The following is a 12,965-nucleotide window of genomic DNA, read 5'->3' as shown; positions in this document are numbered from 1 at the left end:
CCGCTTTCCTTTTCGAGCAATAGGAGATCGATATGGAAGCCCCGACAGCTCTAAGCAATGTAACGGCTCTGAAGCCGAACATGGTGCGCCGTCCGACGCTGGAAGAGGCAGGTGCCGAATCCCTCCTTGCATCGGGAAGCGACGGGGCGGCAGAGCAGGGTTCTCCCGTCAGGGCGGTTCCCCCGCCTTTGGCCGCAGAGGCGTTTGCCTCCTCGGGAAAGGAAGGAGAGGAGCAAAGGGACGAAATCGCTCATGCCGTGCGCAATTTCAACGAATTTTTTCAAATGGTGCGGCGGACGGTCCAGTTTTCCATTGATGAAGACTCGGGACGGACGATCGTGCAGGTTAAGGACGCCGAGACCGATGAACTCATTCGCCAAATCCCTTCGGAAGAGATCTTGAGACTCGCAAAACAGTTAGATGAGTTCAAAGACGGATTTAAAGGGATGTTGCTGAAGGAAAAAGTCTAGACCCGGATGGTTTGGCAGTTCGCATGATGAGCGGGCCCGGCCGGTATCAATCAGCGTGAAGGCGCACGGATACGCACTTTCGGAAAGGTCGGCAACAAGTAAGGCGGAGGATTTGATGGCAGGTATCACATCGACGGGTATCGGGTCCGGTCTCGATATAACCAGTATGGTCAGCCAGTTGGTACAGGCGGAAAGAGCGCCGGTTTCCGCTCGTCTGGATCGACAAGAGGCCGAGATTCAATCCAGGATTTCCTCGTTCGGAAATTTCAAGAGCGCTTTATCGGCGTTTCGCGATAGCCTCTCGGGGCTGAAAAACCTCAGTCAATTCCAGAAGATCAGCGCGACGTCCAGCGACAGCAGTGCCGTCAGCGCCTCGGCGGAAAGCAACGCCGATCTCGGCAATTACAAGATCGAGGTCAAGCAGCTCGCGCAGAGCCATGCCCTCGCGACCGGTTATTTCGCATCGGCCGATGCCGTGGTCGGGGCCGGGACTTTGACGCTGAAGTTCGGCACCACCGACTATACGCCGCCGGCGGGTGCCGTCCCGGGCAGCTACAACGGATTCATCCAAAATCCGGACAAAGGCACGCTCACCCTCCAGATCGATTCGAGCAATAACACCCTGAGCGGGGTTCGAGACGCCATCAATAACGCCAAGGCCGGGGTGACTGCGGTCATTGTCAATGATAGCGGCGGTTCTCGTCTGGTGCTGAATTCGAGTGACACCGGCGCCGAGAACAGCTTGCAAATCAGCGTCGCCGACGACGATGGAAATTCGACCGACACGACCGGCCTATCGGTTCTGTCTTTTAATGCGACGGCCGCCAATATGCAGCAGACTCAGGCGGCGTTGGACGCGAAAATCGCTATCAACGGGCTCGAGGTTGCCGATGCGAGCAATACCATCAAAGATGCCCTCAAAGGGGTGACGCTGAATCTTCAATCGGCTCAAGCCGGGAAGATCGTCAATGTGTCGATCAGCCAGAGCAACGACGACATCAAAAAGCTTATCGAAGGGTTCGTCAAAAGTTTTAATGAATTGGCAAAGACGGACAAAGCCTTAACCGGCTATGACGCAAACCAGAAAGCGGGTGGGATTTTGCAGGGCGATCCCACGGTTCGCGGCGGTATGGTGCAACTTCGCTCCGAGTTGGGGAGATTCATCCAGGGGCTCGATGGTTCGACGAAGACCTTGGCCGATATCGGAATTCGTACGCAAAGAGATGGGACCCTCAGTCTGGACAGCGCCAAATTAAACGAGGCGTTGAATGCGGACCGGAGCAGCGTAGCCGCTTTGTTCGCGCCTATCGGCCGTCCTACGGATTCCGGAATCGTGTATTCCGGCAGTACCGCCGATACCAAGCCGGGAGCTTACGCCATCAATATCACCCAGACGGCGACGCAAGGCTTTCTGAATGGCAGTACCGTCAATTCGTTGGTAGTGGATGCCGATAACGACACATTCAAGATCAAAGTCGACGGGGTTTTATCGGCAGACATTACCCTGACGCAAGCGACCTACAGCAATCATGCGGCTCTGGCCGCGGAAATTCAGTCTCGCATCAATGGCGATAGCGCGCTAAAGGCGAAAGGGGTTTTGGTCGGCGTGAGTTATGACAATGCCAATAATCGGTTTGTCATTCAATCCAAGAGTTACGGGTCGGACTCTCAAGTCGAGATCACTCAGGCCGATAACAATAGTGAGGCGACCTTGGGACTGAAGCTTGGATCTAGCCTAGCGGACGGCACCGGAGGAAAAGATGTGGCCGGGAGCATCGGAGGTTCGGACGCGACGGGTAAGGGGCAGGAGCTGACTGCGACATCGGGGGATGCGCAGGGGCTGAAGCTTCTTGTTGCGGATGCCAAAGCCGGCGACCGTGGGGTGGTCAGTTTCTCCCGCGGACTGATAGAGAGGCTGGACAAGGTGCTTTCCGGATTGCTGGACAGCAACGGAGCTATAAAGGCGCGTACCGACGGCCTGGAAAAAAGTCTCGAGAAAATTCAGGACAGCCGAGAGCTTTTGGAGAGCCGAATGAGCGATCTCCAAAAACGTCTCTTGGATCGATTCAACAGAATGGATGCGCTCTTGGGTCAGTTTCAGGCGATCAGCAGCTATTTGAGTCAACAGTTGGCCACTTTGCCGCTGGCTAACCAGAATAAGAAATAAGAAGAGAGGTAATATGTCATGAGACCCGCTCGATTTGCATTGAATCAATATCGGCAGACGACGGTGCAGGCGAGTGTCGAATATGCCGATCCGCATACTCTGGTACTTATGCTCTTTAATGGACTGAACGAAAAAATTGCCGTGGCCAAGGGGGCGATGCAAAGGGGGGCTCTCGCCGAAAAAGGCCAGGCCATAGGCCGCGCGATTGAGGTCGTCGGCTATTTGCAAGCCTGTCTGGACTTGGAAAAAGGCGGTGAAATCGCGGTAAATCTGGATCGGCTTTATACCTATATTACGGAGCGCCTGTTTCACGCCAGCGCGAAAAACGATCAGAGTGCGCTGGACGAAGTCGGCGGTTTGATCAAGGAGATCAAGAGCGCATGGGAAGCGATACGAGAGCCGGTTCCGCCGCAGTCCGTCGAAAATCGGTTGGCCGTGGCGAGCCTTTAAGGAAGCTCTAAATCTCCAATTCGGCGGAGCGGCCTGGGCCGCGGATTGATCTAACAGCCCCTCACCCACCCCACTCCCAGAGGGAGAGGACTTTTTCAGAGCTTCCTTAACGTGTGTATTGCGATGGCGGATCTGACGCTTGAAACCGAGAACCTCCTTGCCATTTGCCGTTCCATCCTCTCGGCGGCGGAGGGCATGGAATGGGAGAGGGTAGAGCGGCTGGAGAGGGAACGGATGCCCCTGATGGAGAAGCTCTTTTCTTCAGCCAATCTTGAGAGAGGCGACGCCGGGTTTTGGGCTCGCGTGATCGGGGAGGTGCAGGCCATCGACGGTCTCGTTATGTCTTTGATCGAGGCAGAAAGAAATCAAGCCGCTCAAGAACTTCGCATGCTCAGAAGTTCCCGGCAACGCGAGCATGCCTACCGATCGGCAGAAAATGAGTAAGTACAAAGAGTCGCATTTTCTGCCGAACAGATCAAAGCGGTGGCCGAGATAGCGTTGTCTCGACATAGCGCCCTCACGGAAATTTGTCAAACTGCGGGTAGGAGGTTTGATAATGACGTCAATCACGTTCGACACGCACAAGTTTGTTCGTCGCCTGAAAGAGTCCGGATTTACCGAGGAACAGGCCGAAGCAGTGGCTGATGCCTTCAAGGAGACCCGGGGCGAAGCGGAATTGGCTACTAAGCAGGATCTAAGAGAGCTTGAGTATCGCCTGATTATCAAGCTGGGCGGAATGATGGTTGTCGCGGCGGGCATCGTGGCGACTCTGGACAAAATTTTGTAAATCCGTGCCGGAACCAGCGCCTGCAACGTCAAGCCTGATTCAATATCCATTCCAGCACCATCTTGCTGCCGAAATAGGCCAGCATCAGCGATAGAAACCCTCCCAGCGTCCAACGGATGGCCGTAGTGCCTCGCCAGCCGTAACGAGCTCGTCCGATCAGCAGCACGCCGAACAAGATCCAGGCCAGTATCGACAGTACCGTTTTATGAGCGAGATGCTGCGCGAACATGTCTTCCAGAAAAATGAATCCTGTGAGCAGGGACGCGCTGAGGAGCGCGAATCCGGCTGCGATCAGTTGAAACAGCAGGGATTCCATCGTTTGTAGAGGCGGTAGGGAACGCACCAGGAGATCGGTGTGATGGCTGCGTAGCCGCCAGTCTTGAATCGCCAGCAACGCTGCTTGAATGGCGGCGATATTGAGAAAACTGTAGGCGAGCATGGAGACCACGATATGAACGGTCATCGGCCAGGATTGGTGTTTAACCGTATGAACGCTTTCCGGTACGCTGAGTTGGAGCAGAAGAACCAGCGCGGCCATCGGGAAAACGACCATCCCGAGCTTGTCCACGGGTTTCGTGAGCGCGGTCAAAAGCAGTACGGCTACGATCACCCAGGCCACCAGCGACATTGCGCTTAGAAAACTGAGGTTGAGCGCCTCGACGGTTTCGAACTCGCTGGTGAGCGTAATCGCGTGCAGAGCGGCGGCGAGCCAGCCGAGCGCCAAGGGTTTCATCCGCCGTATCAAGGACGCCTCGCCGGGCGAATAATCGGTCTCTCGCAGCGAACGAATCAGGATCAGAGCGGCGGCGACATAGGTGGCGATCGCCATGGCGCCAAACAGCGTCGAATTCATTGAAATCATGTCCTCCTGGGCTCTCTAGTCTGGCATAATGGCCGATCAAGATGAAGTTAATCTGGGTATTTCCGTAGCCCGCAGGATTTAGAGCCATGTTTGACAACCTTACCGAACGTTTAACCCATTCGCTCAAGAAGATTCGCGGTCAGGGCCGATTGACCGAGAACAATATTCAGGACACCTTGCGAGAGGTGCGCATGGCCCTTTTGGAGGCCGATGTGGCTCTGCCGGTCGTCAAGGATTTCATCGAGCACGTGAAGACGCGGGCCTTGGGGCAGGAAGTTCAGTCCAGCCTGACGCCGGGCCAGGCGCTGGTGAAAATCGTCAATGAAGAATTGATCGCCATCATGGGCAGCGCCCACGAGCGGCTCAGCCTGGCGACCCAGCCTCCGGCGGCGATTCTGATGGCGGGCCTCCAGGGTGCCGGTAAAACCACCACCGTCGCCAAGCTGGCCCGCTGGCTCAAGGAGAACGAGCGCAAGTCCGTGGTGGTCGCCAGCGCCGACGTTTATCGTCCGGCCGCCATCGAGCAGCTGAAAACGCTCGCCGCCGAAGTGGGAGCCGATTTTTTCCCGAGCGATCCCTCGCAGAATCCGGTGGATATCGCTCGAAATGCCGTCGAGTATGCCCGGAAGAAATATAAGGACGTCGTCATCATCGACACCGCCGGTCGTCTCCATATCGACGACGAGATGATGGACGAGATCAAGCAGATTCATTCCGCCATCGATCCGATCGAAACGCTGTTCGTGGTCGACTCGATGACCGGTCAGGACGCCGCCAATACGGCGAAGGCGTTCGGCGACGCGCTGACCCTGACCGGCGTGGTCCTGACCAAAACCGACGGCGATGCCAGAGGCGGCGCCGCGCTGTCGGTTCGCCATATCACCGGCAAGCCCATCAAGTTTTTGGGCGTGGGCGAAAAGACCGCGGCCTTGGAGCGGTTTCACCCCGACCGGATCGCGTCCCGAATCTTGGGTATGGGCGATGTCCTGAGCCTGATCGAGGAAGCCGAACGCAAGATCGATAAGACGAAGGCCGAGAAACTGGTCAAGAAGATTCAGAAAGGCAAGTCCTTCGATTTGAACGATTATCGGGACCAGTTGTTGCAACTGAAGAATCTGGGCGGCATCGGCGCGATGCTCGACAAGCTTCCCGGTATGGCCAACGTGCCGCAGCACGTGAAGGAAAAGGTGAACGACAAGGAGATGGTCCAGCAACTCGCCATCATCAACTCGATGACCAATCAAGAGCGGACCTTTCCGGATGTGATCAACAATTCGCGAAAACAGCGTATTGCCAGAGGCTCGGGTACGGATATGCAGGACATCAACCGTTTGCTCAAACAATACGATCAGATGCAGAAGATGATGAAGAAATTCAAGAAGGGCAATCTGGTGAATATGCTGCGCGGCATGAAAGGCAATTTAGGGCGCGGGATGCCGTTTTAACGCTTCATCCGCACGGGAACCCGTTCCTCTCGAAGAAGGGCCGGGTTCCCGTCGATCATCTCGGCGCGACGAGCGCGCTCGGATGTTTGACCAGGATCGAATAATCGCCGCGGCGGCGCGACACCCAGCCTCTCACCTCGATACGCCGGTGTAGATAGCTCTCCAAGGGAGGGAACAGGTCGAGGTTCTCTCTCGCGATACGGGCTTCGAACCGATCGGAAAACTTCAAACGCAAATAGCGCTTGCTTGCGATGACGGCGGACGGCACGCCCGCCAGCCGCTGCCAGCCGCGCAACGTCGGTTGCGCGATCAGCGCCTCCATCGGTTTCGGCCGGTAATCCTCCATTCCCCAAATGCCGCACTCGGCTTGCTCCGCACGGCTTTCGGCCAGGGCCAGGGCTTGGGCGTATTTGAGATTGGGTGGATGAATGTCGACAAAAGCCAGGCCGGCTTCGACCAAGGCCAGGTTGATATGTTCGCCGCTGTCGGTAAATACGTGGGCCAACAGCCGCTGGTACTTGTCGCGGAGTTCTTCGTCTCGTTCCAGGCGTACCGTCCGTCCTGTCAAGCGCCGCTTGAGCCAAAGCTTCGCCTGTTCGCCGCCCGGCTCGCCGATCTTCCTGGGGCTGTCGATCTCGGGCGTGTTGATCCCGAGCAAGCGGACTTTTTCGCCGTTATCGAGCAAGACGGTGTCTCCGTCGAATACCGTTTTCACGATGTGGACCGTCGGCGCCGTGTCGATGCGAATCCGTTCGGCGCCGTCGACCGGATGGTCGGAATAGTAAGTGCGCCCGTTATCGTCTTTCCAGCGATAGACGTCGCCGCCTTGGGCCGAATCGTAGGGGGTCGCCAGAAAAGCCGTGGCAATGAGGAAGAGGGAGCGAAGGCAACTTGAAAGGGGTTTCTGCATCGGCGCGGCAAATGGGTTCAAGGCTGCGTTTTATTAAAAAGTCGGCTCTGTTCGTTTGTATCTACCGCCGGAGCGGGGATATTCTCCCTGTTGCGCCCGCAAACGGCGGTCGCCATGCCTCGGGAAACGGTCCAAGGGAGAAACGCTATTATGACGATGCAGCGGCTATTTTCCGATCTCAAGAGCAAGACTTTCGACGTGTTGGTTGTCGGCGGCGGCATTTACGGCGCCTGGACCGCGTATGATGCCGCTCTGCGCGGATTTTCGACGGCCTTGATGGACCAGGGCGATTGGGCCGGAGCCACTTCGTCGGCCTCCACCAAGCTGATTCACGGCGGATTGCGTTATCTCGCGCAGGGCCGGTTCGGATTGGTCCGAAAATCCTTGGTCGAGCGGCAACGGCTGATGCGGCTTTGCCCCCATCGGATCGAAGCCCTGCGATTCGGGATTCCGGTCTATCGCGGAAGCCGCCTGGCGTCGTGGCAGCTTCGCCTGGGCCTCTGGATCTACGACTTGCTGGGCAACAATCTCGGTTCCGAGGCGCGGCATGCGCATTTGAGGGCGAAAGCGTTCACGCGGCGTTTTCCATGGGTCCGCTCCGCGGAGCTGGATGACGGATGGATTTACGGCGACGCGCAGACGGACGATGTCCGGTTCGTGTTGGAACTGGTGGATGGAGCGGCGGCTGCCGGCGCCGTGGCAGTCAATTACTGTAAGGCGGTCGCTTACGAGGAACGGCACGGGCGAGCGGTGGGCGTTATCGCCAAGGATTTGGTGACCGGAGAACAGACGCCGGTCCGTGCCCGCTGCATCGTCAATGCCACTGGCGTTTGGGTGAAAGATATGCCGAGTTCCTCAAGCAAAACTTGCCGGCTCTCCAAGGGCGTTCATCTCGTTTTGCCTCCTTTGCCCGGCAAGGATGCGTTATTGCTTTTTTCCGAAACAGACGGGCGAGTCATCTTTTTTGTGCCGTGGTACGGGTTCACGTTGCTGGGAACCACCGACACGGATTATGTCGGCGATCCCGCCGATGTCGCCGTGGAACAGGACGATGTCGATTATCTGCTGCATGCGGCAAATCGCGTGCTCGGCACGGTGCAATGGCATGAGAAAGACATTCTCGGCGGTTTCGCAGGGCTCCGAGCGCTAAAGGGAAATAGCGGCGGTGCGCCGTCCTCTCTGAGCCGCGAGTGGATATTGGAAGAATCGACAAACGGGGTATGGGTTTCGGTCGGCGGCAAGCTGACCTCGGCGCGGCAGGATGCTGCGGCGATCGTCGATCGAGCGTGCCGAAGGCTGGGAATCCGACGGCCCTGCATGACGTCGGATTTGGCGTTTCCCTGGGCTCCCGGCCGGGATTATTCGGGATGGCTCCGGGACGAGACGGCGCGAGGCCGGCGTTTGGGGCTTGCGGACGAAGAGATTCGCTGGCTGGCATTCCGCCACGGCAGGCGGATCGACGAGATTTTCCAATGCATAGAGCGGGATGGCGCTCTCGCTTCGCGTATTCTGCCAGACGTGCCTTTCATCGCCGCCGATCTTTTTCATTGCGCGCGAACTGAAATGATCGTTCATCTGGACGATCTGCTGCGGCGCCGTCTGCCGCTGCTGCTCCTGCATCGCTTTTCCGTCGGCGAACTGGAAGCCGTTGCGGCCGAGGTCGCGCCCGTGTTCGGATGGGACGAGGCGCGCCAAAGACTCGAGATCGATAGATGTCTGGCGGCTTACCCTAAGTTTCGGGGGCGGGCGTAATCCTTCTCTTTTCGATTGTGCCGATTCGCGCGGGTGCTTACCCTCTCCGTCGAAGCCGGCCCAAGGATTGTCCCATGCGGACGATGCTGTCGGCGGTCAACGATTCTTCCCATTCGACCACGTTATTGCCGAACAGGACGATCACAGTGGACCCCATATTGAAGCGCCCCATTTCCTCGCCGCGGGAAAGTACGGGCGGATTTTCCGGATAGTGCCAGGTGCGTACGGACGTGTCGGTCGGCGGGGTGACGATGCCATGCCAGACCGTTTCGATGCTGGCGACGAAGATCGCTCCGACGAGAATCAGAGCCATAGGCCCGACTTCGGTGTCGAACAGCGCGATGACCCGCTCGTTGCGCGCGAACAGGTTCGGGACGTTGGCGGTGGTCGCCGCATTGACGCTGAACAGCTTGCCGGGGACATGGGTCATCTCCCTGAGTGTTCCGCCGAGAGGCATGTGCAGGCGATGATAGTCTCGCGGCGAGAGATAGATCGTCGCGAATCGGCCGTTGGCGAACGGCTTGGCATTTTCCGCGTGCCCGCCGAGCAGCTCGACGACGCTGAAATCTTTTCCCTTGGCCTGGATGATCCGACCCTCGGCAATCGTTCCGATTCGGCTGACCGCGCCGTCTGCCGGACAGACCACGGCGTCGGGCTCGGGAGCGATCGGGTGGGCCTCCGGTTTGAGCGCGCGAGTAAAAAATTCGTTGAAACATCCGTAAGCCGCGGGCTCCGGATTGAGGGCCTGCCCCATGTCGACGCCGTACAGCCTGATGAACGAGCGGATCATCGCATCTTTAAAGACCGCGTTCCGGCAACGGGTTACGGAACCCATCAATCGCGACAGCGCGTGCTGGGGCAGCACGTACTGGCCGAGTGCGAAGAGTTTTTCCGGCGTCGACATATTCGGTTTGCCTGGTTGCTTGCGGAGAAAGAATCAATAACCCCGGTCGGCCAAAACCTTTTGAGCGGCGCTCACGGCCGCTCCGGTCGCGATCGAGGCTTTGGTTTCGGCGAGCACGGCTTCGAGCGCGCTCAAGCATACCAGGACATTCTTCGAGGACGCGCTATATCCCATGAGCCCGATACGCCAGATTTTGCCGGCCAGCGCTCCAAGTCCCGCTCCGATTTCGAGGCCGTAACGGTTGAGCAGAGTCGAGCGGACATAAGCATCGTCCGCGCCCTCCGGAATCGCGACCGCGTTGAGCTGCGGCAAGCGGGCCGCTTCCGGCACGATGAAGCGCAGCCCCATCGCTTCGAGTCCGGCCTTCAGCGCGGTATGCATGTCCTGATGCCGTTGCCAGGCATTCTCCAGACCTTCTTCCTGCAGCAGCACCAGAGCCTCGTGCAGGCCGTACAGCGCATTGATCGGCGCCGTGTGATGATAGGCGCGTTTCGTACCGCCGCCCCAGTAATTCATCACCAGGCTGAGATCCAGGAACCAGCTTTGCACTTTGGTCTTGCGGCCCTTGATGGCATCGACCGCGCGCTGGTTGAAGCTGACCGGCGAAAGACCCGGCGTGCAGGAAAGGCACTTCTGCGAGCCGGAGTAGATGGCATCGACGTTCCATTCGTCCACCTTGAGCGGAGAACCGCCCAGGGACGTCACGGCGTCCACGATCACCAGGCAGCCGTGCTCGTGGGCGAGGCGGGCGAGCGTTTCCACATCCGAGCAGGCGCCAGTGGAGGTTTCGGCCTGAACGAAGGCGACGACCTTGGCTTCGGGGTGCGACTTGAGGGCGTCGGCGACTTTGTTCGGATCGACGGGCATGCCCCATTCGTCTTCCACCAGGACGGCCTTGCCGCCGCAACGTTCTACGTTTTCCTTCATCCGGCCGCCGAAAACGCCGTTCTGGCAGACGATCACCGTGTCGCCCGGTTCCACGAGATTGACGAAGCAGGTTTCCATGCCGGCGGAACCTGGGGCGGAAACCGGCAGAGTCAATTCGTTGCCGGTTTTGAAGGCATAGTGCAGCAACGCCTTCATTTCATCCATCATGCCGACGAAGCGGGGGTCCAGGTGGCCGATCGTCGGCCGCGCCATGGCTTCCAGAATTCTCGGATGGACATCGGACGGGCCTGGACCCATCAAAGTGCGAACAGGGGGATGGAAAGAGCGAATGTTCATGTTGTTTTATTTTATGTGTACCTGAGTGAAGTGATGATGCTCGTCGAGATAAAGCGTGAGATCGGCGCGGCCCGGCATTTCGTCCAGCGTATGCCGGGTCAGGCGTTCGTAATGCATGATGAAGCGACGCAGCGCGGCGGCATCCATCAGGCGGTGCCGGTCGTCCGGAGCGGTCTTTTCGGCCAGTTTCCGCTCTTGCAGGCCGCGCCATTCGAACACGCTGTCCATTCCGGGGACTCTGAGCATGATCAGCCTGTCCAGTTCCCCGAAAAGCACGGCGTAATCGCCTTTGAGACGGTCGTTGACGTAGCGGCGCCAAGCGCCGTCCGGGTCTTCGTTTTTTTCCAGCTCGTTGATCGGCACGTCGAGCGCGTCGTCCGGTTGCGGCTGCGCGCCGACGCACCAGCCTTCGAAAATGACGATATCGGGGCGACCCCGGATTACCGGCCATTCCGCCGCCGGCTTGCGGTCGTCGCGAGCCTTGTCGAAAGCGGGCAGGGGCGTCAGTGTATCCGCTCCGGCCGTTTTCAGGGCGCGGAGAGTGTCGAGTCCCAAATCGGCGTCATGCGTGCCGGGCACGCCGCGGGTCAGCAGGAGCGGGTGAACCTCACGCGCCAGGCGTTCCCGCTCGGCCCGCGTTTTATAGATATCGTCTATGGAAAATCCGGCGACATGAAAACCGTACGTTTCGCTCAGGATCAGCCGGAGAAAGTCGCACAGCGTGGATTTTCCCGAACCCTGGGCGCCGTTGACGCCCAGTATCAGCGTATCGGCCGATTTCTGCCGGCGTATCCAGGCGGCAAGCGGTAGATAAACCGCCGCGAGCGACGCCGTCAGACTTTCGTCGATGCGGTGAGCGCGCATCTGCTCGGTAAAAGCCGGCCGGATGCGCCGCCAAAGCTCGTCGTATTCGACGGGCGCGAGTATCCCGGCGGGCCAGAGCGAGCGCGGTTCGGCGTTGGGCACGGCGTTCAGACCACTGGGTCCCGCGGCGTCTGTCCGGCAAAGAAGGCCATGACGTTTTCGATGACCCGCATGCCCATGGCCTCGCGGGTTTCCAGCGTGGCGCTGCCCAGGTGCGGCAACAGCGCGACGTTGTCCAGTTCGAGAAATCCCTTGTTCAGGTTCGGCTCGCCCTCGAACACGTCGAGGCCGGCGCCCTTGATAGTCTTTTTCTTCAAGGCGTCGATCAAGGCCGCATTGTCGACCACGTCGCCGCGAGCGGTGTTGATGAGATATGCCGTCGGCTTCATCAGCGCGAGGCGTTCGGCGTTGATGAGATGGCGATTTTCCTTGCTGCCGGGACAGTGCAGGGCCACGAAATCGGCGCGGCGCAACACGTCCTCGACGCTGCTGCATGGCTCGGCGCCAAAGGATTTGACGACTTCAGAGGCGGGCGGATACGGATCGAAGAAGATGATCGGCATATCGAAGCCGAAATGTGCCTTTTTCGCCATCGCCCGGGCAATGCGGCCAAAACCGATCAGTCCGAGAGTTTTGCCGGTGACTTTGGTGCCCATCATGTGCGTGGGGTGCCAACCGGCCCATTCGCCGCTGCGAACATGGCGCTCGCCTTCGCCGCCGCGGCGGGCGGTCATCAGCATCAGCAACATGGCGATGTCGGCGGTGCAGTCGGTGAGGACGTCCGGGGTGTTGGTGACGGTAATGCCGCGCGCCTTGGCTGCCTCGATATCGATATGGTTGAAACCTACGCCGAAGTTGCCGAGGATCTTGCAGCGCAAAGGTTCGACGCTCAGCACCTCGGCCGTGATGGGGTCCGTCACCGTCGGCATGACCGCGTCGTAATTGCGGAGAGCGTCTTTCAGCTCCTCTGCGCTCATCGGGTGGTTGTCGGCGTTGAAGGTAACGTCGAACAGCTCCTGAAGCTTGGCTTCGCAGGCCTCGGGCCAGCGGCGCGTGACTAAGGCTTTGGGTTTGCTCATGTTGCAGGTTCCAAATTACATAAGATGGGCGTGGTCCACCTTACTCGGATT

Annotated in this window: 13 protein-coding genes; 7 read left to right on the top strand and 6 right to left on the bottom strand. The window is 58.7% G+C overall.

Annotation, left to right across the window (positions count from 1 at the left end; genetic code table 11):
* Nucleotides 1-32: 32 nt before the first annotated feature.
* From ACWJKU_RS10950 to ACWJKU_RS10930, 5 genes are all read left to right on the top strand, one after another.
* Nucleotides 33-470, top strand: a complete 438-nt coding sequence (locus ACWJKU_RS10950; RefSeq protein WP_454142337.1) for a flagellar protein FlaG — start codon at nt 33-35, stop codon at nt 468-470.
* 115 nt (nt 471-585) lie between these two features.
* On the top strand, nt 586-2,637 hold the full coding sequence (gene fliD, locus ACWJKU_RS10945) for a flagellar filament capping protein FliD (protein ID WP_454142336.1): 2,052 nt from the start codon (nt 586-588) through the stop codon (nt 2,635-2,637).
* 18 nt (nt 2,638-2,655) lie between these two features.
* Complete coding sequence (gene fliS / locus ACWJKU_RS10940; protein WP_454142335.1) at nt 2,656-3,087, top strand: flagellar export chaperone FliS; 432 nt, start codon at nt 2,656-2,658, stop codon at nt 3,085-3,087.
* Between the two features lie 123 nt (nt 3,088-3,210).
* Nucleotides 3,211-3,531, top strand: a complete 321-nt coding sequence (gene fliT, locus ACWJKU_RS10935) for a flagellar protein FliT (protein WP_454142334.1) — start codon at nt 3,211-3,213, stop codon at nt 3,529-3,531.
* Nucleotides 3,532-3,643: 112 nt separating this feature from the next.
* Entirely contained in the window at nt 3,644-3,874 is a 231-nt protein-coding gene (locus ACWJKU_RS10930; RefSeq protein ID WP_454142333.1) for a DUF1640 domain-containing protein, read from the top strand.
* Between the two features lie 28 nt (nt 3,875-3,902).
* On the opposite strand, the gene ACWJKU_RS10925 is transcribed toward ACWJKU_RS10930, so the two are convergent.
* Complete coding sequence (locus tag ACWJKU_RS10925; protein WP_454142332.1) at nt 3,903-4,727, bottom strand: cytochrome C assembly family protein; 825 nt, start codon at nt 4,725-4,727, stop codon at nt 3,903-3,905.
* A gap of 95 nt (nt 4,728-4,822) precedes the next feature.
* Here ACWJKU_RS10925 and ffh point away from each other — a divergent pair, with 95 nt between their 5' ends.
* Nucleotides 4,823-6,181: a signal recognition particle protein gene (gene ffh / locus ACWJKU_RS10920; protein ID WP_454142331.1), complete on the top strand. Its 1,359-nt coding sequence runs from the start codon at nt 4,823-4,825 to the stop codon at nt 6,179-6,181.
* Between the two features lie 55 nt (nt 6,182-6,236).
* On the opposite strand, the gene ACWJKU_RS10915 is transcribed toward ffh, so the two are convergent.
* Nucleotides 6,237-7,112, bottom strand: coding sequence for a thermonuclease family protein (locus ACWJKU_RS10915; RefSeq protein WP_454142330.1), 876 nt, complete (start codon nt 7,110-7,112; stop codon nt 6,237-6,239).
* A gap of 129 nt (nt 7,113-7,241) precedes the next feature.
* Between ACWJKU_RS10915 and ACWJKU_RS10910 the strand changes: the two genes are divergently transcribed.
* Nucleotides 7,242-8,843, top strand: a complete 1,602-nt coding sequence (locus ACWJKU_RS10910) for an FAD-dependent oxidoreductase (protein WP_454142329.1) — start codon at nt 7,242-7,244, stop codon at nt 8,841-8,843.
* A 37-nt stretch (nt 8,844-8,880) separates the two neighbouring features.
* On the opposite strand, the gene asd is transcribed toward ACWJKU_RS10910, so the two are convergent.
* The 4 genes from asd to ACWJKU_RS10890 are packed head-to-tail and all read right to left on the bottom strand — an operon-like array spanning nt 8,881 to nt 12,914.
* Nucleotides 8,881-9,747 (bottom strand): archaetidylserine decarboxylase, encoded by an 867-nt coding sequence (gene asd, locus ACWJKU_RS10905; RefSeq protein ID WP_454142328.1) that lies wholly within the window; start codon nt 9,745-9,747, stop codon nt 8,881-8,883.
* A gap of 33 nt (nt 9,748-9,780) precedes the next feature.
* Nucleotides 9,781-10,971 (bottom strand): pyridoxal-phosphate-dependent aminotransferase family protein, encoded by a 1,191-nt coding sequence (locus ACWJKU_RS10900; RefSeq protein ID WP_454142327.1) that lies wholly within the window; start codon nt 10,969-10,971, stop codon nt 9,781-9,783.
* Nucleotides 10,972-10,977: 6 nt separating this feature from the next.
* Nucleotides 10,978-11,937, bottom strand: a complete 960-nt coding sequence (locus ACWJKU_RS10895) for a hypothetical protein (RefSeq protein ID WP_454142326.1) — start codon at nt 11,935-11,937, stop codon at nt 10,978-10,980.
* A gap of 5 nt (nt 11,938-11,942) precedes the next feature.
* Nucleotides 11,943-12,914 (bottom strand): 2-hydroxyacid dehydrogenase, encoded by a 972-nt coding sequence (locus ACWJKU_RS10890; RefSeq protein WP_454142325.1) that lies wholly within the window; start codon nt 12,912-12,914, stop codon nt 11,943-11,945.
* Nucleotides 12,915-12,965: the final 51 nt, after the last annotated feature.

It is taken from the genome of Methylocaldum sp. MU1018 (assembly GCF_053646775.1).
The sequence above is the reverse complement of the archived record's forward strand: the minus strand, read 5'-3'. Positions and strand labels throughout refer to the sequence as shown.

Bases quoted from the DNA above. Each gene is read 5' to 3' on its own strand.
- ACWJKU_RS10950 (WP_454142337.1), top strand. From the start codon at position 33: ATGGAAGCCCCGACAGCTCTAAGCAATGTAACGGCTCTGAAGCCGAAC.
- fliD (WP_454142336.1), top strand. From the start codon at position 586: ATGGCAGGTATCACATCGACGGGTATCGGGTCCGGTCTCGATATAACC.
- fliS (WP_454142335.1), top strand. From the start codon at position 2,656: ATGAGACCCGCTCGATTTGCATTGAATCAATATCGGCAGACGACGGTG.
- fliT (WP_454142334.1), top strand. From the start codon at position 3,211: ATGGCGGATCTGACGCTTGAAACCGAGAACCTCCTTGCCATTTGCCGT.
- ACWJKU_RS10930 (WP_454142333.1), top strand. From the start codon at position 3,644: ATGACGTCAATCACGTTCGACACGCACAAGTTTGTTCGTCGCCTGAAA.
- ACWJKU_RS10925 (WP_454142332.1), bottom strand. From the start codon at position 4,727: ATGAATTCGACGCTGTTTGGCGCCATGGCGATCGCCACCTATGTCGCC.
- ffh (WP_454142331.1), top strand. From the start codon at position 4,823: ATGTTTGACAACCTTACCGAACGTTTAACCCATTCGCTCAAGAAGATT.
- ACWJKU_RS10910 (WP_454142329.1), top strand. From the start codon at position 7,242: ATGACGATGCAGCGGCTATTTTCCGATCTCAAGAGCAAGACTTTCGAC.
- asd (WP_454142328.1), bottom strand. From the start codon at position 9,747: ATGTCGACGCCGGAAAAACTCTTCGCACTCGGCCAGTACGTGCTGCCC.
- ACWJKU_RS10900 (WP_454142327.1), bottom strand. From the start codon at position 10,971: ATGAACATTCGCTCTTTCCATCCCCCTGTTCGCACTTTGATGGGTCCA.
- ACWJKU_RS10890 (WP_454142325.1), bottom strand. From the start codon at position 12,914: ATGAGCAAACCCAAAGCCTTAGTCACGCGCCGCTGGCCCGAGGCCTGC.